Origin of the sequence: Diaphorobacter sp. LI3 (assembly GCF_022807955.1) — a bacterium.
GTDB classification, from domain to species: Bacteria; Pseudomonadota; Gammaproteobacteria; order Burkholderiales; family Burkholderiaceae_C; genus Diaphorobacter; species Diaphorobacter nitroreducens.
In genome coordinates this window covers 497442-521861 of the sequence record NZ_CP094346.1, presented here as the reverse complement: position 1 = coordinate 521861, position 24420 = coordinate 497442, and the positions used below count along the sequence as shown (strand labels likewise).

Sequence of the window (24420 nt, the reverse complement as noted above, 5' to 3'; positions counted from 1 at the left end):
GATACATCAGGCACTGACTCCTGGGTCGGAACGAACAAGGCACAAACCCAGTGCACTCCCCCAAGCGCCTGATCGGCGGGTCAGTCTAGCAGGCAGAACGCACGATTCAAGCGTGCCACGGTGCACCTCACCAGCGAGCTTCCAACTCACGAAAACAGGCTGGCCATAAGCACCGTGGCGCGGTTGCTTACCTCTTCATCGGCGGGCTGCGCCGCCGCCTGGAGACACACACCAAACTGGCGGCCAGTCGCGCCTTCTGCCTGGTGGCGTACTACAGCCAGGCGCACGAGATGCTGTTCGATGCGCACGCACGGGCGTCCGCCCTCTTCGGAGGCGTGCCCCGCCGGGGCATCTACAACATGAAGACGGCGGTGGACAAGGTCGGCCAGGGCAAGCAGTGCAGAATCAATGCGCGCTTTGAGGCGATGACCAGGCAGTACAAGCCGCCCTCCAACAGGCGTCACGGGTGCGTCCGAGATACGCGCGCATGCGCCTACCCAGCGATTCATAGTGCGGATTCTTCATGCGTGTATGGGTCGACGACTGTGGTACCTGCTGCTTGCAAGGCACTGCAAGGCCGTATCGCCTATCTCCAAAGGCACCACACTTACTCTGACTGACTCCTGGTGCGCGGCTCGGCGTCGTCCATAGCTTCACGCCCGCGCTCCCACTTCAGCCCCAACGCGCCAGCATTGACGAATATGGCTAAGAGGATCATCCCCACCAGGATGGGATCGGCGAGGACTTGGTGCACGACTTCAGGCATGCCGACCTTATAGGGCGAACCCACCACCAGGTCAAGAAATCCCAGTGACCAGTCAGCGAATTGGCAGGCTGGGCCAGCGGGCCCAGCGCGATCCTCAATGGCGCTACAAACCCACTTGTACCGGTCAGTGGACGACTCTCACGCCGCCCGGCGCTCGAACTCCCGCAGCTTCACCTCAAACGGCTCCAGGGCATCCTTGGGTGCCTGTGGCTGTGCCAGCCCCAACCAGTCCCGGATCTGCTGTGGCTCCAATTGCCCCTTGTTGACGAGCTCGTTGACCATCCGAAGATAGAGGGCCTTGTTTGCGATGAGCAGTCCCTGCGCACGCTCGTACTGCTTCTGCAGCCCTGCTTCAATCTCAGCATTGGTACTGGCCACATCCGTGTTGATGTTCTCCCCGGCCTCCGTGCTGACATCCACATGGCTGATGCGTTCGCCGAACGCGGCATGCCGGATGAAGGCCGCCATCTGCTGTGTGGCCAGCTTGAGATCCGTCTCGCTGCCTGAACTCAGGGACTCCTTGCCAAACACCATCTCCTCAGCAGCACGGCCCGCGAGTGCAACACACACCGCATCGAGCAGGTTGTTGCGGGTTTTGACCTTGAGCGCATTGAAGCTGTTGTAGCCCCCGGAGAAGGTCGCCATGTTGATGCGGATCTCCAGAGGTGCCAGTTGAAAGAGCAAGGCGTAGATCAGGCCATGCCCCGCTTCGTGCACCGCCAAAATCGCCCGCATGTCGGGATCGGTTCGTTGGCGCAGCCTGCTGATCTCCAACGCTACGGGCACGGTGTGCATCCAGTCGCCCCACCGCGAGACCAGCAGCCCGGCATCCGGGTCCACATCGATGGTCAGCACCTGGCCAGGCGTGGCGCCCTGCTCCAGCGCCCATAGCGTGAAGTCCACCAGCGGTGCACTCATCAGACTGTGCACGGAAGAGAACACTGGGCGGGTTCCTTGCGTCGGAAACACCGAATTGGCATAGATCTGCTCCCTGACCGCATCAGTCACTTCAAAGCGCAGCCCACTGGAGGCTTCGATTTCCTCAAGGTATCCATGCCATTGCCCTCGGAACTGGCAGAAGGACTTAGGATTTATCCGTAAATAATATTGACAGGTAGACTGATCTTTCGCAAGGTGATGATGGCAGCGGCCAGATGGTTAAGCGCGAGAAACGTGTGCTCCAGCTTTTCGTAGCGCACGAGCAGCTTGCGGAATCTGTTGAACCACCCATGGCATGCCTCCACTACCCAGCGGCGCGCCTTCTTCTGCGGATTGCGTTTCTTGCGCTCTGCCTCGCTCTTGCGGCCCACTACATGCGGGATATAGCCGTGGGCCAGGATGATCTTCATGGCGTTCTTTCCCCGGTAGCCGGCATCAGCGCATAGGTGCTTGCTGCGTCGCTGCTTGGGTGTGGGGCGCTTGATCATGCAGGACGCCAGCACGGCCTCAAGTTGCGTCACGTCGTGCGCGTTGGCCCCGGTCACGACGAGTGACAACGGGACGCCACGCCCGTCCACCAGCAGGTGACGCTTGCTGCCTTTTTTTCCCCCGATCCGTCGGGTTGCGCCCCACAGCCTCTTGCGCCAGTGGCGCCTTGAACATGGCCCCATCAATGCTTTGCCAGCGCCAGGCAACGCCTTCGAAATCATCGTACTCAGCAAGACCTGCACGCCACAGGTTCTCAAAGAACCCGGCCTTGGACCACAGCATGAACTTCTGATGGATCGCGCTGGCGCTGCCGAAGCGCTCAGCAGGCAATGCCTTCCATTGGCAGCCAGTGCGCAGCACATACATGATGGCCTCGAACACCAGCCGTGGCGGTTTGCTCGGGCGGCCCGCTCCGGCTGCGCGCTTGTACTGCTTGTCAGGATCGCGCGCAGGCTGCGGCACCAGCGGCTCCACCCGGCTCCAGAACTCGTCCGTCACTTCCCACGAATTGGCATGCACCTTGGCCATCTACATCTCCTGCGCCGCATCACGGGCGACTCAGGAACATAGTTTAATTTGCGGATAGATCCTTATGAAGCATTTGTGGCCAGAACCTGCCCAATGGCTCACTAGGTTTGATACCCAAAAGGGCATTGAACTCTCAACTGTCGATAAGGGGAGAGTCGAGCAGTTGATCAGCGCCGTGCGTCAATCCGGAAGCGATCGGAGGCAAGCGCTCACGCGGCTAAGCGCATTGCTGCGCCTTGGTCTGCTGACTCCCGAACAAAGCGCGGCCTTGGGCAATGCACTTTGGTCAGACCTAGACGAAGGTAGTCCTCCACTGCCTTCGGAGATGCCCTATAGGGGACACGTCCTCAGGAATCTGCCTGCACCTGAGTCCATCGACGTCATCGCTCTCGTTCGTCAGAGACTCTTCAGTGTTTCGAAGTACGGACGCCCGAACGATGATGCTATGGCCGAAATGATCGCCGCAGCTTCAGCCTCAGACCCGCTACTCCCATCATCGTCTTCCGCGACCGAGTTGTTAGACGACTACCTGCTACTCCATCCACGGCTGCGAATATGGCTTGAAGGCTCGTCGAATGAGTCACCGGATCAAGTCAGGCTCCGACGCAACTGGCTAGGAATGGTTGTCGGCCGGGCCTTGGTTCCAGCCATGGAAACCTCTCACTTGACGACCGAAAGACTGAACAAGCTACTTGAAATGATGGACGAGTTAAACAGTGAAAGTGCCGTAATTGCGCTACCGTATTTTGCTGTGGTGAATCCAAGCGAGGTGGGGCGACTGGTCTATCGGGTTCAGGCTGCGCTGCTCGGTGCAGCGCATGGAGATGTCGCCAGTGGTGCAGAAGCAGTTCGCATCTGGTTGTGCGAAGAAAATCTGCGGACTTGCCTTTCGGTTGACCAGATATCCCATCTCCAGGAGCTTCTCCTTACAGCCTTGATGGTCAGTTCCAATGAGTCAAAGCTTGCAGTGGTCAAAACCGCGCACGCGGTACTCGCGAAGAATCTTGATCCCGCAAAGGCCGACCGTTTAACCAAAGCGACTCAACTGCTTTTAAAACGGACACAACCTGACCAGGTCCGCTTCGGTACAGATGGCGAAGCCTTTTTCTCATTGGTTAGAGCCGAGGTGCTACGCATGGCGAAGACACTGCTGGACTCAGGACATGTGACGAGCGAAGAGTTGCAGGCCGCAGTGATCGAGTCCAGCTCTGACCCGCTTCCTGAAATAAGATTTGCGTTGGCCAATTGATCGATAGCAGGAGTCGCTAGAGGCCGAGGAAAAACGAGCGTGTAGGGACAGACCGCATGTGTAGAGCAGTCGTTCTGAACAACAGACGCCTATCCGTGTATGCGGTCACGGGATCACGTAAACCGGATGGCGGGTTGCAGGTCAAAATCGGCAGCAATTTTTCTTGAGAAGCCCGAGCATGACGATCAACTTGCTCTGGCGCACGCCTGGCAGCGCGACACCTGAAGGTTACTCGATCTCTTTGGTGTTGAGGCTTCGAGCAGCATCGTCAGCGCGCTGGCGATGCTGCTCGGCGAACCGTGCCGGCGGTATTCGTCCTTGTTGATTTCCACTCAGAAGTGACCCGAAAGATCCGTTCGAGGGAGCGGTTCAACAGAAATTGACAGGATGCACAGCGCGCTGGCATTCCCGAATGCAGCCTTGCCTATCGCGCTTGGCGTTGCGCCTTCACTGGATGCAGTTGACGGGGTCGGGTGCAGGAGAGAGCAACGCGCTGAGATCTTCACTGGTAAAGCCCTTTTCATCCTCGGTCAGAAGGTGGAGGAGCTCGCTGATATGCAGCATCCTACCCGCATCTTGCAGCTCTAGTAGATGTTGTGCCAGCCGGCTGGAGCGATGCACGAGAACGCGGTAGCGACCTAGGAACTGGTATGGCTTGCCGGTTGGGGTGCTGAAACTGCGGATGTAGACGGTTCCAGTCCAGCGACCCTGAATGCCGATAATGACGCCCTTAGGCTCCTCAGCGAAGCGCATACGCTCGAGTCTCATAGACTGGATGCAGATATTGCCAAACGATTGGAAGGCGACGTACTTCAAAGAGCCGTCAGGGTCGGCGTCGAAGAGCATTGACCCAAGTCGGTTTGTTTCTATGACGTAGGCCGGCTGCGCTACCTCGCCGCGTTGCATCCAAGCTTGCACCGCAGCATATGTCACTGCCAAGACATCCGGCCCTTCTGTATCGAAGGAGAGATACCGTCCACCCTGAACAGGAACGTCTACCCTAGTCTGCAGAGTGAAGACCGTACCGCGCAGTTGCTTCAAAGCAGTCAAGTCAACGTGGAGCGGCTCGATACTGCTTAGAGGCTTGCCAGGCTCTACCGGGTACAGCCGCAGGCACATGAGATCCGGATAGCGTGCTGCTGCATCGGATAGCTCGCTCGCGGTGAAAGAGTCGAAGACGTTTCCGCCATGCATTTGCGCATGGTCGCGCAAGGAGGCGATCGTTGCTGCGTCCCCTGAGTTGGTCTCCGCCAGAAATCGACGATAGCCCGTGTGGAAGAGGTCGACGATGTTTTGAATGAACCTGCGCGAGGCCGCGTTGGGCAAGAGCTGCTGTCGGTCCAAGGAGAACTCAAAACCTCTTGGTGAGCGATGATTCGCACGGAGGTTTCCTACTCGTAAGAGATCGATGCAGAGAGGGCCCGGCTGAATTGGGACCGAGAAGCCGCAAATGCTGGCCTTCGGGCTGCGGATGTGCCCCATCTTTGTTTGCAAAGACGCGCCTCGTTCGGCGAGAAACGTGGCTTTGCCATCAACGATTCTGTATGCTAGGCCCAGCGACACCTCCGTGTCATCGAGTTCTCCGCGCCACCTGAATATCTTCACGCCGAGGTCGTCCAGTATGCGACTACGGCCACCCAAGATGTCGGCGTCCGAGACATCCGGGACCTCCACTGGCAGCACTGTCTCCTCGCCATCAAGTACGAGGGTTATCGGAACTGGGGCGCAATGCAGCGCAACCTTTGCTTGGGAGAAGACGTCATCTAGCGCGGCCAAGTCATTGAGGGTCAGCGCTATGCGTGTGCCGGCAGGCCTGGTGATCGGCTCGAAGACGGTGTAGTCCCTCAACTCCTCAAGTGACACGTCGAAGGCAACGCCACGCGCTCGGGTCGCACTTTCTGGACGGCCCCAGTAGGGCTCGAATTCCGCGGTCTCAATCCGAGCCGCGCTTGCGACGGTGAAGACAGACCAGAAGCCAATGCCGAAGCGAGCGATTGGGGCGTAGGCCTCATCTGCGTAGCCTGCCTCTTTCGACCGACTGCTCCCGACGGTGAGAAGGTTGTTGAGGACCGTGCGCTCAGACATGCCGCAGCCGTTGTCGGTCACCGTCACGGTCCGGTGCTCGCGGTCGAACTCGACTGTCACTTGAGGGCGGTAGCGGTCTGCGGCGCCCGAACGGTGTGCGCGATAGCGACACGCCTCAACCGCGTTCTGAACCAGTTCGCGAATTGCGATGCCAGCGTTCAACCTCCAGACCGCATTTGAGGCGATGAGGTCGATGACGCTTCTCTTGTTCAAACGCACGCCGAGCCGCTCAAACCGACCGCTTGGATAGGCGAGGTTTCGTAACATCGGTTCCGGGCGAACCTTCAGCCGCTGGTGCCTGGACCGGCGGTCAATGTCACAGTAGCCCTGTACCCATCCTTCTATGTCGTCGAGGGCTTGATGGGCCAGTGCGAGCACCTCTGGCTCCGAAAAGGTGCCAGATGCAATGACTCGCCCGTCAGGATTGACCGCAAGACTGTCTCCCAGGCAGACATGTTTCATGTTTTCGAGATAGGACCGCCTCGCTGCTGCGCTGAAGTCCCTCCCGATACGATCAAGCACCCCCTCCATGACACGCGTGTCGCTGTACTCAAGGGCATCGCCGATGCATACGATGGCAGCAAGCTGTCGAACGTCGAGCTCACGCTCCTGAGCAGCGTATGGCTCCCTGGCTTCTTCGAGTTCGGGGATGGCCATGTTGTGAGCTCTCATCATCATGTCCAGCGCGCCAGTCAGGTTCGTCGGGACCCTGAGCGCATCAGCGTTCTCTCGGATGTATTCACCGCCCCGCTTGGAGTGCTCTTGCCTCAGTTGGCGTTGAAGCCGCTCGTCCGTCTCCCATCCCGGGGCTTGTGTCAGGCCCATTGACCCAAGCAAACGTTCTGTTTCGCCGGGGAAGATAGTCATACCTAGATCGTGGGCGTATGCAGCGCCGATGAGCAGAAAGATCTCTGCCGGCGCGAGCGCTTCGGGCGTTCCAGCTTCTAGACATGCAGGCTTGATGACCTGTTCAATCCGACGCACGACACGGAATCCATGGTGGGCATCGTGCCTCGTGTAGTAAGGGAAGTGCTGCTGCGTCGTCGCGAGGATCGGCGCGATCGCAGCCACAAATGTCGTGATGCGTTCCGCATACTCTGCGTCGATGGCGGATAGGGCTATGTAAAGCTGCGTATCGTGCAGTTCGTCGATCGGATCCCTTGGTTGCACCGTTCCCTCCTGATTGCGATGGTTCGCCCAGTCTTTTTTTCAGTGACGACGGATATCAGCCCCACTGTCCCAAAATTGTAGGTGGACGTACTGGCCGGTCACACTCTGACAGCCTATAGAGCCGATGCGGTCTGGGAGAAAGACTATGTGGCAAGCTCCCTTTTGGGAACGCGTCGTCGATGTGCGGTTGCGCCGTCCGCGGCCCATTGGATTTGCTGACAAGTACGGGAACGCCGCAAAGCGGACGGCGGTGAACTTCAGCTATCAGCCTAAAGCTCTTCGTCTTCGTCCCCCAAAACAAAACCGCCACAGGCCTGAGCCCATGGCGGTTGTTCAAAAGAGGTTCGTCCCTGGGCGTTACTGGTGCAATTCAATCGTATCAAATTGATTGCGATACCAGTAGGATAGAACAATGGGCTTCAGTCCCTTCTTTGTTGTCTGGTGCTCATCCACTAGGCGCCTATAGCTATATTTATTGAACAGCGCCAATGCAGATCCTCAAGCCCAGCCGCTTTGCAGTCTTCTCACGTCAGTGGCGTGCACTCCTCTTGTTCACATTGCTAGGGTTCGGCGTAGTGCATCCCAGCTGGGCTATTTCCTCCGGTTGCGCAGCCATCCAGGCCTACTGGAGTGGCGGAATCACCTTATCGGCAACCAACGAGGTTTATCACGACGGCCACGCTGTGACGGCCGGAGAACAGATCACCTATCAAGTGACGACCTCCGGCAGCACGAACGCCAGCAACGATCCATACAACGGCGCTGGCTTCGCCCTCTACAAGAATGGTGGTGTCGCTCCTCCAGCTGACGTCATCCTGGAGCAGTATGCCCACATAGGCAACGAACTAAATTTGATCGGCACCCACACGGTACCTGCCAACGACGCAAATTACGTGGTTTACCTTTGGTCGGGGTACAGTAACGCAACGGCCACCGCCACGGTGACCTGCCAAGCTGCTACTCCCCCCGCCGTAACCGATGCTCGAATCGCCATCAGCGGTGCCAGTGGCGTTGGCGGTGCCTACAAGATCGGCGACACAGTCACCGCCACTTGGAACAACACGGCGGGCGGGGACAACAACAGTGGTGTCACCGGCGTCACGGTCAATTTCAGCCAGTTTGGTGGCGGCGCTGCGGTGGCTGCCACCAACAGCAGCGGAACCTGGACTGCAACCTACACCATCGTCGCTGGCGCTATCAGCGACATCAGTCGCAACGTCAGCGTTACCGCGACCAGTGCCGGGGGCAGTACTACGGTGGCCGACACCACCAACGCTACGGTCGACAACATCATGCCCGCCATGAGCAGTATCACGGTGAGCGGAAGCCCGGCCGCCAGCGCCACCAGCATGGCCTTTACGGTCAACTTCAACGAGCTGGTGGGCAACATTTCCACGGACGATTTCACGCTGGTCTCTACCGGCACTGCTGCGGGCAATATTGCGAGTGTTTCAGCGGCGTCCGGCTCGTCGGTGGACGTGACCGTGTCCGGGATTTCCGGCAACGGCACCCTCCGGCTCAACCTCAACGCCGGTACCAACATACAAGATGTAGCGGGCAACATCAGCCCTGCGGCGTATTCCAGCGGTGCAACGCACACAGTATTCATCCCTACTGCGCCCAGTGCCCCCACCATCGGCACAGCCACCGCGGGCGACGGTCAAGCAAGCGTGACCTTCACCGCGCCAGCGACCGACGGTGGCTCAGCCATTACCAGCTATACCGCTACGGCCAACGCAGGCGGAGCTTCTGGCTCTTGCGCCGGGCCTGCGGCCTGCACCGTGACAGTGACAGGGCTGAGCAACGGCACGGCCTACACGTTCACAGTGACCGCCACCAATGGGGTCGGTACCAGTACGGCTTCTGCGGCGTCCAACGCAGTCACGCCCAAGGGTTCCCAGGTCATTACCTTCGCCAACCCCGGCGCGCAAAATTTTGGAACTACCCCCACGCTGTCGGCCACCGCTACATCCACGCTGACCCCCACGTTTTCATCGTCCACCACCGGGGTGTGCACGATCACCAGCGGCGGCGCGCTCACCTTTGTGACTGCAGGCAGCTGCACGATTGATGCCGACCAGAGCGGCAACGTCGCCTGGAATGCGGCACCCACAGTGGCCCAAACCTTCACCGTGAACGCAGTCGTGCCCGGTGCGCCCACCATCGGCACCGCCACTGCGGGTGATACCCAGGCCTCGGTAACTTTTACTGCACCGGCAACCACGGGCGGCGCTCCCATCCTCGCTGGCGGCTACACCGTGACCTCGAACCCGTTGGGGGCTACCGGCACCGGTTCCGGCTCGCCGATCACGGTGACCGGGCTGGCGAACGGGGTTGCGTACACATTCACCGTCACTGCGACCAACAGTGCGGGTACAGGCCCCGCATCGGCGGCCTCCAACTCGGTCACACCAGCTTCACCCCAGACCATCACCTTCGCCAATCCCGGGGCGCAGAACTTTGGGACTGCACCCACGCTTACGGCATCCTCGTCGGCTGGGGGCGGATACACGGTGTCCTTCACCAGCTCAACCCCTGGTGTTTGCACCATTACCACCGGCGGCGCACTGACTTTTGTGACGGCAGGCACTTGCACCATCAATGCGGACCAGGCGGGCGATTCCTCCTTTCTGCCTGCGCCGCAGATCAGCCGGAGTTTCACGGTCAATGCCGTGGTACCTGGCGCTCCTACCAGCCCGGTCGCAACGGCAGGTGATACCCAGGCGAGCATTGCGTTTGTGGCCCCATCGAATATCGGGGGCTCAGCGATTACCAGCTATACCGTGACGGCCAACCCGGCGGATGTACTTCCCGTGATGGGAGCGAGTTCCCCGATTGTCGTGTCGGGGCTGACCAACGGGATGTCATACACCTTCACGGTGACGGCAGACAACGTGGCAGGTACAGGGCCGGCATCGGTCGCGTCCAACTCCATCACGCCCAAAGCGGCGCAGACCATCACCTTCGCCAACCCCGGCGCGCAGAACTTCGGCACAACTCCGACGCTGACGGCCACGACCGATGCACCTGGTTTGACGCCGGTGTTCACATCTTCCACCTCTGGGGTGTGCAGCATCACGACTGGAGGGGCGCTGACCTTCTTGACAGTGGGCACCTGCACGATCAACGCAGACCAACCCGGGAATGGCAACTATTTGGCCGCGACCCAGGTGAGCCGCAGCTTCACCGTGAACGCCGTGGTGCCGGGCGCGCCGACCATCGGCACGGCGAGCGCCGGGGATGCACAGGCCACATTGGCATTTACCCCGCCGGTCTTCACAGGGGGAAGCGCAATCACCGGATACACCGTTACCGCCAGCCCCGGGGGTGCGACGGCAACGGGCGCCGCCTCGCCGATTACCTTTACGGGCCTCACCAACGGCACGACATATACGTTCACGGTGACAGCGAGCAATTCCGCCGGTACTGGCGCGCCATCGGCCGCATCCAACGCGGTAGTGCCGCGCCTGCTCACCGTGGCGGGGACGCCACCAGGCATGTCAGGTCCTGCAACGGCAACGCTTTCTGGTGGTGGCGCCACGTGCACGCTGGAGGCCACCAGCGGTTTTGCCGGCTTGTCCAACCCTGCCCCGGCAGGAGCGACGATGCCTTATGGAGAGTACGCGTTCCAGTCCACGGGCTGTACCGGAGCGGTGACGATGGCGATCACCTATCCCCAGCCGCTGCCTGCAGGTATCCAGTTCTGGAAGTACGGCCCTGCCACTCCCGTCGTTGGGGGGGTAGCCGCGGCATCCACCTGGTTTCAGCTCGGTGGCGCCACGCTCAGCGCAGACCGCCTGACGGTGACCTACACCATCACCGACAACGGTGTGGGGGACTCGGATGCAACACCGGGGCGCATCAGTGACCCCTTTGCGTTGGCAGCGGGCCCTGCGGGCGCTGGCGCTGTGGCCATCCCCGTGGATGCGCCGTGGGCACTGGGGCTGTTGTCGGCCGTTCTGGGTTTTCTGGGCTGGCGCAGGCAGCGGGCCTTGGTGAAGAAGTAGTGCCCAACTTTGAATGCGTTAGCACCATGACCAACGCACCCTCTGCAGCGATGGCCGTCATTCAGCAGCTGTCGCTGAGCGACCGCTACCTCCGTCACCCCGCTGGCGATCAACGCCTTGTAGCCGCTGAAGTCGTCACAGGTCAGGCTGCCTCTCCATTCCCCCAGGAATGCCCGGGCGTGCTCGCCGGCACGCGACTCACAGAAGTCGTAGACCACGGCTTTCATGTTCTCGAACGCCCCTGGAGCGTAGGCCCACAGGTTGCCGGTCAAGAAGACTTCCTGCCGTGAATCGACTCAGCCTACGGAATTGGTAGGACGCGTCATCACGCCGCTTGCGTCGTAGTCGAAAGGCAGGGTCCGAGAGCTAAGCAGTAGGCCAAGGGCCGGGATTGACAATGACCGGTTCATGCGGGCGCGGTCATCTACGAGCTGACATGTGAATGGCTGAGATCAGCCTAAAGCCGAGACCCGACATGAGTGCCATGCTCCGCACATTGCCCACAACAGTGTTGCACGTGGGGTGCTTTCCTCCTGTTCCTATATTTCTTGCCCAAATCCTAGATCTGCCTAAAGTTATGGTTCGGGAGGAGAGACATGCAAGGCACAGACCACACCAAAATTCGCCATCGCCAGTCTTCACTGCAGCTGGCATTCAATGGCGTTCGCGCATTGGCTTTGGGCGCAGGTATCTTGACCCTCTGCAGTGCAGCCGCCGCTTTTCAAATCGCCCCCATGGGCTCAGCATTTGAATCCAAACTCACCAACGAGACTGAAGACTCGCTAGCTACGGTCGCAGGTCGTTTGGGAGTCCTGATCAAAGGGCGTGTGCACGAGGAGATCACCCAGATTGCCATGGGTTGCCCGGTGGAGCCGGCTGGCCTCGCTCAAGACCCTGTCTGTAGCGCTCGTGATCTTCCATTCGCAACACCCTATGTTATCTACGGGGTCCGATGGAACGACTTGCCGCCCTTCAAGCTGGCCCCTGAGGAAGGCAATTGCACCTATCTCGGCAAGTCCTGCAAGGTGTCAGAAACCATCCGCTTCTCGACACAACCCCTGTGCTGGTACTGTCTCTTCAAGGATGCAGAAAAGAAAGCCCAGACCAAGCCCATCGTGGGCTGCAGAAAAGTTGCTGGCACCCAGCGCGGTAACTTGATGACCCGCTCGCATTTTGGTGATCTGCAGTTTTTGCATGCCATGGCCAGCGAGGAGGGCGTACATCCCGGTGCCACCCGTGCCAAGGTATTGGATTGGTTGGAGTTCGCATGGAAGGTTGCGTCGAGAGAAATTAAACCCGATACCTTCCTGCGCGATCTGGACAACCCAACGCTCCAGGAGCACTTTGGCTGCACACAGTGGCGTGTCTCAGATCTCTACATCCTTGGACGACAGGACAAGCTGCTGCCTTACCTGCACCATGTTGCTTTTGGCTCGGTCTTGCATACCGTCCAAGACTCCTTCGCGGCAGCCCATGCTACCCGCGAGGCCTCGCCACCCGGCGGTACTTGCCAAGACGCCGCGTGGCCTCGGCCCCGGCGCATCGTGGAATTTCACACCTACGGAGCTCAGGACGGTCACCTGCATGACGACCAAGATAGCCGCGAAGCGATGACCCACGTGAGCGTTGCTGAGAAATGGCCCGATGCCGTAGAAGCCACGCGGATGCTGTCCCAACTCTATGATGACAGAGCGCTCTGGGCGGAAGTGCAGCCTTATATGCAGTGCCTATTTGAGATCGCCGATGAGCGTCACAACTCATCACCAGGAGAGCCGTTCCGTCGCCGCTAGTGAAAGTGAGGCTGGGCGTCGACCTGGACTTGCCGCGCGGCCTGCTCTTGCAGGCTCAGTCCGGCACATTCTCGTAAGCGCTGGCACTTTTTCATTCGGCGAACCAGTCATGCCCTCCGAGCACCACCCAATCTACGTTCCGGCATCTACGCCCCGCAGTGCCGACGTGATCCTCTACCTGGACCTCGATGGCGTGGTCCACCACGAGAAAGTGCTCTGGCATCCCCGCAAGGGCATCTACATGAGCCCTTACGAAGCCGCAGGGCGCACCTTGTTCGAATGGCTTCCCATCCTGGAACAGGCCCTGGAACCCTACCCGGCGGTGGCCCTGGTGCTCAGCAGCACTTGGTGTATCCGCCCCGGGTACAGCGCCACACTCAAACGCCTACCGACATCCTTGCGCTCGCGCTTCATAGGCGGGACGTACCACAAGCGGGTGCATGGCGTAGATCCCTGGAATCAAGCCATGTTTCGTGGGACACCCCGGGGGGTACAAATCCAGCAGGATGCCCAGCGCAGAAAGCCGCGCCACTGGATCGCGCTCGATGACGACCTCGAAGGCTGGCCAGCGGCGTATCAGCACCACCTGATCGCCTGCGACGGCACGAAGGGTCTGTCCGATCCCAGTATCCAGCGGGAGCTCAAAGAACAGCTGCTGCGCAGCCATTCAACCCCAACCACCCCTGGGTAATCTCCACATGAGACTACCCATGCTTTCCGCTCCATCGTGCTGACGAACCATTCGGAAAAATCGCACAAGGACAGATATGCCTCTGAATCAAAAAGCTGTCAAACGCCGTTGTGGACCCAGTGGAACGACCGTCATAGATCGCCACTACCGATTCGCTTTGCCGAAGGAGATGGACTGGAAGGTCGGAACCCGGGTGTACTTCTCCCTCATCAAGAGTGTCGCCGCCCGAGGCAAGCCAAAAGGGGTCGTCGTCAGCAAGACGCCGGGGCCCGTGTGGAAGGGGCGGCTGTTCTCGGGGCGAGTGCGGCGCAACGGCTTTGCGCCATTGGCCAGGGGGCACAAACCAATCGGCTGGCGCCGCCCCAAAGGGCCAACAGTCCCCTGAAGAGAGTATGCCCTGCAGCAGCTCGACGTGGGCATTGGGATCTTAGAGGGTGCAACAGTCAATATGGAGCCGATATGACGATGGACCGAACCAACTATCCAGGGGTGCCAGAAGACTTCCCTGTGATAGCAACCGTGTCAGCTGTTTCTGGCGCCCAGCCCAAGATGAACCTGGTCGAGGAAGGTGGCAGGTTCTATGCACCGGGCACGTCGCCGGGCGAGGTTCTGGCGGCCTTCCAGATGTGTGACGACCTGGTGTCGCAGATGGTCCCGTACTGCCAGAGAAAGCTGGCGACCTACGAAGGTAATCAAGACGCGACTGTCAAGGCTACGTTGAAAGGCTTGCTGGCCAAGCGATGGTGCACCGATGCGCAGTGTGTGTGGATCATGCGCAGGGCGGTGGATGAGCTGCAGTGGACAGTGGGTGATGGCACCCTGCAATCCGACCAACCCGATACCGTCTGAAATCGCCAAGGAGAAGTGTCCGATTTCCTTTCGGATGATTGAGCCCGGGCTATACCTGTCGTGCGACATCCCGCCACAACGTACGGCCTATCCCACCCCCCACATGAAATACCCGTGACTGACCTACTCGTGCTGCCACCACCTAAACGATCTCGCTCCCGGCGCCTTCGCAAGAAGCTGCACATCGGCGAGTTCCAAGTGCTGGGATTCGACTACGAGCTGACTTGGCGCGTGGCACCGTCGATCGATGTGCAGGATCAGTTCATCGATCAGTTACTCGAGAACCTCGTCGCGCCCCGAGCGCTGAGTCTAGGCGGAGGGGTCAATTGCGGCTTCGTGGCCGCGCGTCGCGGGAGCGTCACGGACGCTGATCGCGCCGCCTTCGAGAGCTGGCTCGGGCGATGGCCGGATCTCGCCGAGATCAAGGTCGGCCCACTGCGGGACGCCTGGTACGACGAGGCACCTTGAGTGCCCGCTCTTCGACCACGAACTTCAGGGGGCCCCCATGAACGACCGGCCCCAGAAACGAGACATGGGATATTCAAAAATCTCATGGCGAATACATCCGGGTCAACACGACGTTCGCGTGCACCACGTTCCGGCACCCTCGGCAGCAACTGCTCACGACGCTGGGCTCGCAAAGAGGGCAGCCCCATGCTGAGCATCAGCCGCTTTACCATGCAGTGGGTTATGGTGACAGCCACCACTCGGCCTTGTATTGCGGGGTAGGTGCGGTGGGTACGCCGCTGCGCATAACGCGGTGTCTGAGGGGCTTTGAGCATGGTGTCCACGGCTATGTTGCGTGCAAACGATGCTCCTGCCCCACGTGCGCAAGGGCTGGAAGCACAGGGGGGCTGATCTCTATTGAGGCTTCGTAGCCCTTGTAGAGCCCAAACACCGGCGTTTTTCTGACGAGGGCACCATGAGTTCACGGTGACTGCGCACGCGAATTTTTGTGGGATAGTTCCAAGCTACGATAAATGCAACATTTGGTTGCGCTATCGAGCCAATTTTGCATGGAACTGCCGTGAACGTCTTCGAATTTCGCCAAACCCTGGCCGTCGGCGCGCTCGAACTGCCAGGGTATGTGCTTGCCAGTGCCCCAGTAGGGTTAGACGTACAACTGCGCCGGGATGATGCAGCGCTGCCCCTTGCGCCAGGGGCCGCCGTAGGTCCATGACTTAGCCATGCCTTCGCGCCGGGCGTTGACGGTGCTCAGGCGTTTGCCATCCTTGCCTGTAGGGATGTGTGTCTTGGAGTGCGGCGGGATCATGCCCCACTGGCCCACCACCAGCTCGCGCCCGGCTTCGCCCTTGGCCCGCAGGAACGGCCCCCGGTACAGCGGGCTCATCTTGTCGCGCCACTCTTCCTCGGGCACGTCATCGAAGTGCAGCACCAGCTGCTCACGGCCCGGGACCTCGTAGTAGGTACACATGGCAACATTCTGGCAGCAGGGAGCTATACTGTAAATATGTACAGTTTTTGGAACTCCCCGCTACCGGTGCCGTACGACACAGCGGCGCAGTCGCTGGCCTTGCCCCTGTGTGGGGTGAGCGTGTGCGCGGGGTTTCCATCGCCAGCTGACGACTTCGTGGTGGAGCGACTGGACATCATGAAGCTGCTGGTGAAGCACCCCCAGGCCACCTACTTCTGGCGCGTGCGGGGCGACTCGATGAGGGACGCTGGCATTGAGGACGGCAGCATCATCGCGGTGGACCGGGCGATCAAGCCCAAGCACAACAGCATCGTCGTGGCCATTGTGGACGGCGAATGCACCGTGAAGTATCTGCACCAGCGTGCCGGCCGGATCAAGCTGCGCGCGGCCAATCCCACCTATCCCGACATCATCCCCCGCGACAGCCTGACCATTGAGGTCTGGGGCGTGGTGAGTGGGTGCGTGAAGCTGTTTCTCACCTGATCTGATGGACGGAGGCCAGCATGTATGCGCTGGTGGATGGCAACAACTTTTACGTGAGCTGCGAGCGGGTGTTCCGCCCCAGCCTGAACGGCCGCCCGGTGGTGGTGTTGAGCAACAACGATGGCTGCGCGATTGCCCGCAGCAATGAGGCCAAGGCCCTGGGCATCAAGATGGGGGCGCCGTGGTTCCAGATCCGGCACATGGAAGAGACCCACGGCCTGGTGGCCTTGAGCGCCAACTTCACCCTGTACGGTGACATGAGCAACCGGATGATGAGCCTGGCGGCGGGCCTGGGCCCCTCGCAGGAGATCTACAGCATCGATGAGTCGTTCATCAGCCTGCAGGGGCTGCGGGGCGATCTGATCACACGCAGCCACGCCATCCGTGCGCGCATCCACCAGTGGGTGGGCATCCCCTGTGGCATCGGGATCGGTCATACGAAGACACTGGCAAAGCTGGCCAACCACATCGCCAAGACGGCCGAGCGCAAACCGGGGAGCTACCCGGCCGAGCTGGCCCAGGTGTGCAACCTGACCACCTTGCCGGCCCAGGACCTGGACGATGTGTTGGCCAGCACGCTGGTAGAGGAAGTCTGGGGCGTGGGCCGCAAGATCGGCGCGCAGCTGCATCAGTGCGGAGTGCATACGGTCCTGGACCTGGCCCGGCTGGACCCAGCCATGGTGCGCAGGCGCTGGAGCGTGGTGCTGGAGCGCACCGTGCGGGAGCTGCAGGGGATGCAGTGTATTGAGCTGGATGACGCACCAGAGCCCAAGAGAGAGATCGCCTGCACCCGGTCATTCGGTCAGGCGGTGACCGAGCTGCCGCCGCTGGTGGAGGCCGTGAGCGAGTTCGCCAGCCGCGCGGCCGAGAAGCTACGCAAGCAAGGCAGTCTGGCCAGCCAGTTGCTGGTGTTCTGCCACACCTCGCCGTTCCGCCCCGGCCCGCGCTTCAACAAGTCGGTGGTGGTGCCCCTGCGCCGGCCTACGGCCGACACCGGCAAGCTGGTGTGGGCGGCCACAGCGGGCATGCGCCGGATGTACGAGCCTGGCTACAAGATGGCCAAGGCCGGGGTGATGCTGCTGGACCTAGTGCCGGGCAACGTGCTGCAGGGTGAGCTGGATCTGGAGGATGAAGACCGCCGGGATCGCACCCAGCTGATGGTGGCTTTGGATGCGCTCAACCAGCGCTACGGCAAGGGCACTGTGCATTCAGGTGCCACGGGCGGCACCAACAGGGGCAAGGACTGGGGGATGAAGCAGGAGAGGCGCACGCCGCAGTACACGACGCGGTGGGAGGATGTTCCGGTGGCAAGGGCCTAAGAGTGGGGGAGCTCCCATGCTCGAGGTCGGCTCTGCAGCGATTGCAGTCGCTCGCGTGTGAGCGCCGAGTTCACGGGCTTGGCGCAATTGCGGTCATTGAGCCACCGCGCCCCATAGATGGAAAAATGCCAGCGAGGGGCCAAAAAACTCCCGTCGTCCGCAGGTGACTCTTTTGTGACGCAGCGGCCCAACACGCAGAGCGGTGCGCTTTGCGTCCGAGATTTTGTCGGCAGAGCCGATCCTTGAGCGAACGAAATTCGGAGGTGCGAACGCAGCGGAGCTGCTGTCGAGGTGACCCAGCGTGTACACCTCGCTTTCGCTATACCTGCTTAGCATCGCGTCTGAACGTCAACGACCCCGAAGGCACGGGTCCACAAATGAACAGCGCCGGGCAATTGGGGCAGCTGAAAGCTGAAGGCTTGGCTTGGAATGCACCTGCTCGAATGGTTCGCAGGTGTGACTCCATGTTCCTTCGCCGCGTGTCCATTTCCTTGGACTTGAGAGCGAGCGCAGTCGAACTCCTGTCAGCCAAGTAGACCAGTTCGACCGTCGCGCCCGGGAAAGCCTCACCGGCAGCTGCCAGAAATGCGGCCGCGCTGATGGACTTGGCGTCTTCACCGCGGCTGTGGCCGGTCGAGACCCGGCGCAGCGTGATCCTGCCGTCCGCTGCAACAAGCACGTCGTCCGGCGTCACCACAATCTCTTCCCCAGCATAGCTGACGTGCAATGCCTGCGGCTCTCGCGCCTCATAGCCCCTGCGCGTCGACGCGAAGTACTCGATCATGGCGACGGCGAACTGCGTGTAGTGCTCGAAGTACCCATGTTCACCGAGGCCTTCTTCCGTCAGGGCCTGGCAGACGTCCTCTCGCAGATGGGTACCGGTGGAGGTGAGTTCGCCCTTCACGACCTTCTTGAACAACTTCCGGACACATTCATGCATCTGCATGAAGGCCGTGACGGCGCGCTTCCCGCCGGTCTGCAGGATGTGCGTGTAGAAGAATCGCCGCGGGCAGCGTATGAACAATTCGACCTGGTGCACATCGAACCGCAGCGGTCCCTCGACTTGAAGCGGTACAGTGGCGTCTTCAGGCGCGTCAGGAAGTTGCCGCTCTGGCGTGATCGGACGCCGAACAAGCCCTTCACCCAAGCGGCCCAGGTACTCCGATTCCTTGCGTGCGTTCCCGCTCTTGTTCGCCGCTGCGGCATACAGGACCAGGCGGTCCTTCGCACGTGAAAGCGCAACGTAGAGCAGGCACTCTTTCTCTTCGAGGCGACTGGTTTCACGAAACTCTTCGTAGGTGCCGCTTGCCCCCTCGATCATCTTGTTGGGTGGAGGGCACGCAGGCGCAGCCTGCCTGTTGCCGGGGAGCGTGTCCTGGTTCAAGCCAGGCACGTGAACCGCCCGGAACTCGAGCCCCTTCGCACCGTGGATCGTCATGAGCCGGACTGCGTCGATGCCTTGCGCAGCCGCCGGTAGCTGAGTGCCGAACACGTGCTCAACGTGCTCTCGCGCTTGCAGGAGCGGCGCGTTCCCGAGCCACCGGTGGCAACGATGCTCACGCTCAACACGCCGCCACTGGCCAACCTGCACCGCTACGACGCACTGCGCAACGCCCAGCCTCACGAGGCCTCACCGGAGTCCGACCATGCATGACCTCATGGATGCCTTCAAGGCGCTGGGCTTGTACGGCATGGCCAGTGCCTGGCCGGAGGTGCTGGGCACTGCACGCATGAAGTCGCTGGATCACGAGGCCGTGCTGCACCAGCTCATCAAGGCCGAGACCGCGCAGCGCGAGGTGCGCTCCATGGCTTACCAGATGCGCGTGGCGCGGTTCCCGTCGCATCGCGATCTCGCCGGCTTCGACTTCGCCCACACGCCCATTGATGAGGCCTTGGTGCGTATTCCACGCGATGGCGGACACGATTCCATGCTGATGGCGGACAGTGTTCCAGCGTGATGGCGGACAGTGTTCCACGCTGAAGGCGGACAGCATTCCAAACTGATGGCGGACACCTGCGGGGTGTTCTGAGTGACCCGAACGCGGCATACGCTGCCCGGTTTTTTGACCGGAACCAGCGATGCCCACACCCAGGGTCACCATGAGCAAACTACGACACACACTGCAACTGCTGCACCGCGGGGCCTTGAGCACCCGTCAAATCGGTGCCGCCCTCGGCATCTCCAAATCCACTGTCAGCGAGATAGCCAGCTACGCGCGCGTGGCCGGCGTGGACTGGGCACTGGCCCAGAGCCTGAACGACGACGAACTCCAGGCCCGGCTCTACAAGCCACCCGTGGCGCGCGAGTCCCGGCACCTTGAACCCGACCACGCCCACATCCACCGCGAACTGCGCCGACCTGGCGTGACGCTGCAGTTGCTTTGGGAGGAATACCAGCAACAGCACAGCGGGCAGGCGTACAAGTACAGCGCCTTCTGCGAGAAGTACAAGGCCTGGGCCCGGCGCCTGCAGCGCTCCATGCGCCAGACCCACACGGGCGGTGACAAGCTCTTTGTGGACTACGCCGGCCAGACCGTTCCCGTGGTGGATGCCGACACTGGCGAGATACGCCAGGCCCAGGTCTTCGTGGCCGTGCTGGGCGCATCGAACTACACCTACGCCTGCGCCACCGCCAGCCAGAAGACCACCGACTGGGTGGCCAGCATCATTAGCGCGCTGGAGTTCATCGGCGGCGTGCCCCGCCTGCTGGTGCCTGACCAGCCGCGCGCCCTCATGGCCCGACCCGACCGTTACGAGCCCACCGCGCACCGCCTGCTCGAAGAGCTCTGTGCGCACTACAGCCTGGCCGTGATGCCCGCGCGCCCGGCCAAGCCACGCGACAAACCCAAGGTGGAGGTCGCTGTGCAGGTGGTCGAGCGCTGGATTCTGGCCAGGCTGCGCCACCAGACCTTCTTCAGCCTGGCCGAGCTCAACCGGGCGATTGCCGCCTTGCTGGTGGACTTGAACCAGCGCGCGTTCAAGAAGCTGCCGGGCAACCGCACTAGCGCCTTCGCCGAACTCGACCGGCCAGCCCTGCGCCCCCTGCCGCCGGTGCGCATGCCCATCGCGCGCTTCAAACCCGCCCGCGTCAACATCGATTACCACGTTGAGCTCGATGGCCACTACTACTCGGTGCCCCACGCCCTGGTGGGTGAGCCGGTGGAGTTGCGCATCACGGCCGGCACGCTCGAAGTCCTGCACGGCAGCAAACGCGTGGCCGCCCACGCCCTCAATCCCCGACGGGGTGCACACACCACCACGCCCGAGCACATGCCGGCCTCGCACCGGGCGCACCTGCAGTGGACGCCGGCCAAGCTCATCGCCTGGGGTGAGCGCGTGGGCGCGGCCACCGCCGCCGTGGTGCGCTGGCAGATGGAGCACCGCCAGCATCCCGAGCAGGGTTACCGCTCCTGTCTGGGCCTCATGCGCCTGGGCCGTGAGTACGGGGCTGACCGGCTGGAGGCCGCCTGTGCGCGGGCGCAGTCGATTCGCTCACCGTCCTACAAGAGCATCGCCTCCATCCTGGGCTGCGGCCTGGACCAGCGGCCGCTGGATGCGCCGATGGCCGCACAGGCGAGCCTGCCGCTGCACGAGAACGTGCGCGGGCCGGGCTACTACCACTGAACTCCAACGTGCAAGCAAACCTAACAAGGAAGAACCATGCTCAACGAACAGACCTTGAACCAACTGCGCGCCCTGCGCCTGGACGGCATGGTGGCCGCCCTCAGCGACGCGGCCACCCACATCACGGCCAGCGAGCTGCCCTTTGAACAACGCCTGGCGCTGCTGGTGCAGCGCGAGGTGGACTGGCGTGACAGCAAGCGCCTGGAGCGCCTGTTGAAGGCGGCCCGCCTGAAGGTCTCCAGTGCCTGCCTGGAGGACATCGACTGGCGCGCCAGCCGGGGCCTGAGCCGAGAGGTCATCACCAGCCTGGCCGGCGGGGACTGGCTGCGCCATGGCCACAACGTGCTGCTCACCGGCGCCACCGGGTGCGGCAAGACGTGGCTCGCCTGCGCACTGGGGCAGCAGGCCGCGCGCCTGGGCTTCTCGGTGCTCTACACCCGCGCGCCACGGCTGCTGCAGGAGCTGCACGTGGCCCACGGCGATGGCAGCCTGGGCAAACGGCTGGCGCAACTGGCGCGGCTGGACCTGCTCATCCTGGACGACTTCGGCATCGCGCCGATTGCCGCGCACGAGCGAAACGACCTGCTGGAATTGCTGGACGACCGGGTGGGCACGCGCTCGACGCTCATCACCAGCCAGTTGCCGGTGACGGCCTGGCACGCCTGGCTGGACGAGCCCACGCTGGCCGACGCCATCCTGGACCGCATCGTGCACGGCTCGCACAAGATAGCCCTCAAGGGCGAGTCGATGCGCAAGCTCACCAAGGCCGTCTGAGCCGGCCGCGCCGACCGCCATTCCACGCTGATGGCGGACACTTCGGCTACGATTTGAGCGTCACTCAGGACACCCGCGCAACGTGTCCGCCATCGCCTGGAACGCTGTCCGCGATGGGAATGGAATCACTGTCCGCCATCAGTGGAATGCGCACCTTGGTGCGCCAACTGCACACCCTTGGCTTCGTGGACTCGGCCCATAACGTGGTGCTGGTGGGTGGCCCCGGCACAGGCAAGACCCACCTGGCCACCAGCCTGGGGATCGAGGCCATCCGCCTGCATGGCAAGCGGGTGCGCTTCTTCTCCACGGTGGAGCTGGTCAACGCCCTGGAACTGGAGAAGGCGCAGAACAAGTCCGGGCAGTTGGCACACCGGTTGATGTACGTCGATCTGGTGATCCTGGATGAACTGGGCTACCTGCCGTTCACGCAGTCGGGCGGCGCGATGCTGTTCCACCTGCTGTCCAAACTCTACGAGAGAACGAGCGTGGTGATCACAACAAACCTGACCTTCTCGGAATGGAGCAGCGTCTTCGGCGACGCCAAGATGACCACCGCATTGCTCGACCGCCTCACGCACCATTGCCATATCGTGGAGACGGGCAACGAGAGCTGGCGATTCAAGCATTCCAGTGCCGCTGGCGCGGCACCACCAAAGCAACGCAGCAAAGCTCAGAAAGGAGATCGAAAAACAGCAGACCCGATAGACTTATCCACAACCGTGTAGCCAGAACATCCATCAACCCAGTGGCTCAGTATTCGACGTGATCACTGGCTCAGTTGTGCTGATGAATCAACACCTGGTCTTCCAACACCAGGTTCATTTGGCACTTGGGGCAGCGCCCCGGGTGATCCTGGCGCACTTCAGGGAGCATGGGGCACACATAGAGCGCGCCGGCATTTTATGTACCGACCGGTGCCTCGCTCACCCTATAGCGCACAGGGTCTGCAATGAACTTGTCGCGGCAGTGCGTGCTGCAAAAGCGGTAGTGATGATCGTCATGCATGGCCTGATGAGGCGATTGGGAGGTCACGCTCATACCGCATACAGGATCCTTCAAGTCGTCCGCCTTCGGTGAGATGTCGTCAAGGGCAGCCGACTGGCCCCCGAGGGCTGGTGATGTGGGTGATGGGTGATGGGTGATGGTTCATGTCAATGCCTTTCAAGACGCTTGTTCTATTTTTTGCCTTCCCATGATGTCAAGGTCAAGTCTTTCATCATGTTGAAGCGATTCAGTCTGCTTCTGCCGTCGTCCCGACAGCTAGCGAGGCAGGGACTTGCGGTATTGGGCGTTGATCTCGTCATGGCGCTGCTGTACCTCCAGCGGCCATTGCGCTTTGATCCAGGACAGCACGGCCACGATCTCGTCATCGCTCAACACGCCGTCGTAGACCGGCATGGCGGTGCGATAGTCAGGCTGGTCGATGAGCTTGGCAAGGCCATGCTTGGTGATGGCAAAAAGTTGCGCATCAGGATGGTGCCAGGTGTGGCCGCTGGGATCGTGCGGCGGCGCAGGAAGCAAGCCATCCGATCCGCGATCACGCCAGTTGGGCTGGCCTTCGCCCTTGGTGCCGTGGCAGGCGACACAGTTCTGAGCGTATATGCGAGCGCCTACTTGCAAGACCTGAGGATCATCAGGACGCAAGGTATGCGTCAACGCTGCCTCCCGCCTGCCACCGGCACTCAAGAAGAAATAGAGGATTCCAGCCACCACGAGCAAGACCAATCCCCCTCCCACGCCAAGGACAAGTGGTCTCAATTTCATTTCAAATTCTCCGACGCCACGCCTGCGGTCATCGACCGATAGAATGGCGCACGCGCTATCGTAAAAAAAGATTCGTCGCGCGCATTCGGGCTCCGCGCAGGCGAATCGCTGAGTGCCCGCAGATCCCCTATCTGCCCACTTTTTGCATCATGGTCAAACTCGGTCTTCTCTAGGGCGAACCCCACTTCGATGTGGGAAAGACGATCAAAAAGCGCCATGTTTTGGTGATTTTCCACACGTTCAAACAAGAGTACTTCGATCGGGCGCCACATCGCCACCCAGCCAACAATCAACAGCCCTTCCCTGATGGCCGTAAGCACCTGGCTGTTGCCAGGATTACCCAATAAGGCCCGTACAAGCAGCGTCGTACCCAGAACGGCGAGTCCCGTTAACAGGAAGTGCCCTGTCGCATCCTTCGTCGATACCGGCGCCTGCACTGCGCATATTGCGCTTGAAAG

20 protein-coding genes and 4 pseudogenes are annotated in these 24420 nt (G+C 61.2%); 14 read left to right on the top strand and 10 right to left on the bottom strand.

Annotation, left to right across the window (positions count from 1 at the left end):
- Positions 1–188: 188 nt before the first annotated feature.
- A pseudogene (locus tag MRB47_RS02530) lies at positions 189–440 on the top strand (IS21 family transposase); the annotation flags it as partial.
- 167 nt (positions 441–607) lie between these two features.
- Here the strand turns inward: MRB47_RS02530 and MRB47_RS02525 are convergent.
- The 3 genes from MRB47_RS02525 to MRB47_RS02515 form a co-directional block, all read right to left on the bottom strand.
- Positions 608–766, bottom strand: coding sequence for a hypothetical protein (locus MRB47_RS02525; RefSeq protein ID WP_252101809.1), 159 nt, complete (start codon positions 764–766; stop codon positions 608–610).
- Between the two features lie 138 nt (positions 767–904).
- Positions 905–1684 (bottom strand): hypothetical protein, encoded by a 780-nt coding sequence (locus MRB47_RS02520; RefSeq protein WP_252101808.1) that lies wholly within the window; start codon positions 1682–1684, stop codon positions 905–907.
- 173 nt (positions 1685–1857) lie between these two features.
- Positions 1858–2722 (bottom strand): IS5 family transposase gene (locus MRB47_RS02515; protein ID WP_252100767.1). Its coding sequence is split into 2 segments (ribosomal slippage): positions 1858–2305 and positions 2304–2722, totalling 867 coding nucleotides; the frame shifts between segments, so codons are not numbered across the junction.
- A gap of 649 nt (positions 2723–3371) precedes the next feature.
- Here MRB47_RS02515 and MRB47_RS02510 point away from each other — a divergent pair.
- Positions 3372–3971: a hypothetical protein gene (locus tag MRB47_RS02510; RefSeq protein ID WP_252101807.1), complete on the top strand. Its 600-nt coding sequence runs from the start codon at positions 3372–3374 to the stop codon at positions 3969–3971.
- A 447-nt stretch (positions 3972–4418) separates the two neighbouring features.
- Here MRB47_RS02510 and MRB47_RS02505 read toward each other — a convergent pair whose 3' ends face one another.
- On the bottom strand, positions 4419–7226 hold the full coding sequence (locus MRB47_RS02505; protein ID WP_252101806.1) for an ATP-binding protein: 2808 nt from the start codon (positions 7224–7226) through the stop codon (positions 4419–4421).
- Between the two features lie 488 nt (positions 7227–7714).
- On the opposite strand from MRB47_RS02505, the gene MRB47_RS02500 reads away from it, so the two are divergent.
- Positions 7715–11233: a fibronectin type III domain-containing protein gene (locus tag MRB47_RS02500; RefSeq protein WP_252101805.1), complete on the top strand. Its 3519-nt coding sequence runs from the start codon at positions 7715–7717 to the stop codon at positions 11231–11233.
- A gap of 11 nt (positions 11234–11244) precedes the next feature.
- Here the strand turns inward: MRB47_RS02500 and MRB47_RS19925 are convergent.
- A pseudogene (locus MRB47_RS19925) lies at positions 11245–11493 on the bottom strand (IS66 family transposase); the annotation flags it as partial.
- 336 nt (positions 11494–11829) lie between these two features.
- Between MRB47_RS19925 and MRB47_RS02490 the strand changes: the two are divergent.
- From MRB47_RS02490 to MRB47_RS02475, 4 genes are all read left to right on the top strand, one after another.
- On the top strand, positions 11830–13023 hold the full coding sequence (locus MRB47_RS02490; protein WP_024001382.1) for a hypothetical protein: 1194 nt from the start codon (positions 11830–11832) through the stop codon (positions 13021–13023).
- 109 nt (positions 13024–13132) lie between these two features.
- Positions 13133–13714 (top strand): HAD domain-containing protein, encoded by a 582-nt coding sequence (locus tag MRB47_RS02485; protein WP_252101804.1) that lies wholly within the window; start codon positions 13133–13135, stop codon positions 13712–13714.
- A gap of 459 nt (positions 13715–14173) precedes the next feature.
- Positions 14174–14563, top strand: coding sequence for a hypothetical protein (locus MRB47_RS02480; RefSeq protein ID WP_252101803.1), 390 nt, complete (start codon positions 14174–14176; stop codon positions 14561–14563).
- 114 nt (positions 14564–14677) lie between these two features.
- A complete protein-coding gene (locus MRB47_RS02475) occupies positions 14678–15031 on the top strand; it encodes a 50S ribosome-binding protein YggL (RefSeq protein ID WP_024001387.1) in 354 nt (117 codons plus the stop codon).
- Between the two features lie 643 nt (positions 15032–15674).
- Here MRB47_RS02475 and MRB47_RS02470 read toward each other — a convergent pair.
- Positions 15675–15998, bottom strand: coding sequence for an SOS response-associated peptidase family protein (locus MRB47_RS02470; RefSeq protein WP_252101802.1), 324 nt, complete (start codon positions 15996–15998; stop codon positions 15675–15677).
- A gap of 36 nt (positions 15999–16034) precedes the next feature.
- Here MRB47_RS02470 and MRB47_RS02465 point away from each other — a divergent pair, with 36 nt between their 5' ends.
- Entirely contained in the window at positions 16035–16481 is a 447-nt protein-coding gene (locus tag MRB47_RS02465) for a LexA family protein (RefSeq protein ID WP_049696900.1), read from the top strand.
- Between the two features lie 20 nt (positions 16482–16501).
- Positions 16502–17800: a Y-family DNA polymerase gene (locus MRB47_RS02460; protein WP_020228515.1), complete on the top strand. Its 1299-nt coding sequence runs from the start codon at positions 16502–16504 to the stop codon at positions 17798–17800.
- A 319-nt stretch (positions 17801–18119) separates the two neighbouring features.
- On the opposite strand, the gene MRB47_RS02455 is transcribed toward MRB47_RS02460, so the two are convergent.
- Complete coding sequence (locus MRB47_RS02455; RefSeq protein ID WP_252101801.1) at positions 18120–19238, bottom strand: 3'-5' exonuclease; 1119 nt, start codon at positions 19236–19238, stop codon at positions 18120–18122.
- A gap of 54 nt (positions 19239–19292) precedes the next feature.
- Here MRB47_RS02455 and MRB47_RS02450 point away from each other — a divergent pair, with 54 nt between their 5' ends.
- The 5 genes and pseudogenes from MRB47_RS02450 to istB (MRB47_RS02430) form a co-directional block, all read left to right on the top strand.
- Positions 19293–19454 (top strand): hypothetical protein, encoded by a 162-nt coding sequence (locus MRB47_RS02450; protein WP_376748849.1) that lies wholly within the window; start codon positions 19293–19295, stop codon positions 19452–19454.
- Positions 19447–19758, top strand: a complete 312-nt coding sequence (locus MRB47_RS02445) for an ATP-binding protein (RefSeq protein WP_411275723.1) — start codon at positions 19447–19449, stop codon at positions 19756–19758. Before MRB47_RS02450 ends, MRB47_RS02445 begins: the two co-directional genes overlap by 8 nt.
- 121 nt (positions 19759–19879) lie before the next feature.
- Positions 19880–21424, top strand: a complete 1545-nt coding sequence (istA, locus tag MRB47_RS02440) for an IS21 family transposase (RefSeq protein ID WP_252100662.1) — start codon at positions 19880–19882, stop codon at positions 21422–21424.
- A gap of 36 nt (positions 21425–21460) precedes the next feature.
- Positions 21461–22198: an IS21-like element helper ATPase IstB gene (gene istB, locus MRB47_RS02435; protein WP_011805003.1), complete on the top strand. Its 738-nt coding sequence runs from the start codon at positions 21461–21463 to the stop codon at positions 22196–22198.
- Between the two features lie 155 nt (positions 22199–22353).
- A pseudogene (gene istB / locus MRB47_RS02430) lies at positions 22354–22923 on the top strand (IS21-like element helper ATPase IstB); the annotation flags it as partial.
- 88 nt (positions 22924–23011) lie between these two features.
- Here the strand turns inward: istB (MRB47_RS02430) and MRB47_RS19920 are convergent.
- From MRB47_RS19920 to MRB47_RS02410, 3 genes and pseudogenes are all read right to left on the bottom strand, one after another.
- Positions 23012–23278, bottom strand: a pseudogene (locus MRB47_RS19920) (heavy metal-binding domain-containing protein); the annotation flags it as partial.
- Between the two features lie 180 nt (positions 23279–23458).
- A complete protein-coding gene (locus MRB47_RS02415) occupies positions 23459–23962 on the bottom strand; it encodes a c-type cytochrome (RefSeq protein WP_066691679.1) in 504 nt (167 codons plus the stop codon).
- A complete protein-coding gene (locus tag MRB47_RS02410) occupies positions 23959–24399 on the bottom strand; it encodes a hypothetical protein (protein ID WP_252101799.1) in 441 nt (146 codons plus the stop codon). The genes MRB47_RS02415 and MRB47_RS02410 overlap by 4 nt, the downstream gene beginning before the upstream one ends.
- Between the last annotated feature and the right edge of the window lie 21 nt (positions 24400–24420).

Coding starts and splice junctions, on each gene's coding strand:
- MRB47_RS02525 (WP_252101809.1), bottom strand. CDS start 766: ATGCCTGAAGTCGTGCACCAAGTCCTCGCCGATCCCATCCTGGTGGGG.
- MRB47_RS02520 (WP_252101808.1), bottom strand. CDS start 1,684: ATGAGTGCACCGCTGGTGGACTTCACGCTATGGGCGCTGGAGCAGGGC.
- MRB47_RS02510 (WP_252101807.1), top strand. CDS start 3,372: ATGGAAACCTCTCACTTGACGACCGAAAGACTGAACAAGCTACTTGAA.
- MRB47_RS02500 (WP_252101805.1), top strand. CDS start 7,715: ATGCAGATCCTCAAGCCCAGCCGCTTTGCAGTCTTCTCACGTCAGTGG.
- MRB47_RS02490 (WP_024001382.1), top strand. CDS start 11,830: ATGCAAGGCACAGACCACACCAAAATTCGCCATCGCCAGTCTTCACTG.
- MRB47_RS02485 (WP_252101804.1), top strand. CDS start 13,133: ATGCCCTCCGAGCACCACCCAATCTACGTTCCGGCATCTACGCCCCGC.
- MRB47_RS02480 (WP_252101803.1), top strand. CDS start 14,174: ATGACGATGGACCGAACCAACTATCCAGGGGTGCCAGAAGACTTCCCT.
- MRB47_RS02470 (WP_252101802.1), bottom strand. CDS start 15,998: ATGTGTACCTACTACGAGGTCCCGGGCCGTGAGCAGCTGGTGCTGCAC.
- MRB47_RS02465 (WP_049696900.1), top strand. CDS start 16,035: ATGTACAGTTTTTGGAACTCCCCGCTACCGGTGCCGTACGACACAGCG.
- MRB47_RS02460 (WP_020228515.1), top strand. CDS start 16,502: ATGTATGCGCTGGTGGATGGCAACAACTTTTACGTGAGCTGCGAGCGG.
- MRB47_RS02455 (WP_252101801.1), bottom strand. CDS start 19,238: ATGACGATCCACGGTGCGAAGGGGCTCGAGTTCCGGGCGGTTCACGTG.
- MRB47_RS02445 (WP_411275723.1), top strand. CDS start 19,447: ATGCATGACCTCATGGATGCCTTCAAGGCGCTGGGCTTGTACGGCATG.
- istA (WP_252100662.1), top strand. CDS start 19,880: ATGCCCACACCCAGGGTCACCATGAGCAAACTACGACACACACTGCAA.
- istB (WP_011805003.1), top strand. CDS start 21,461: ATGCTCAACGAACAGACCTTGAACCAACTGCGCGCCCTGCGCCTGGAC.
- MRB47_RS02415 (WP_066691679.1), bottom strand. CDS start 23,962: ATGAAATTGAGACCACTTGTCCTTGGCGTGGGAGGGGGATTGGTCTTG.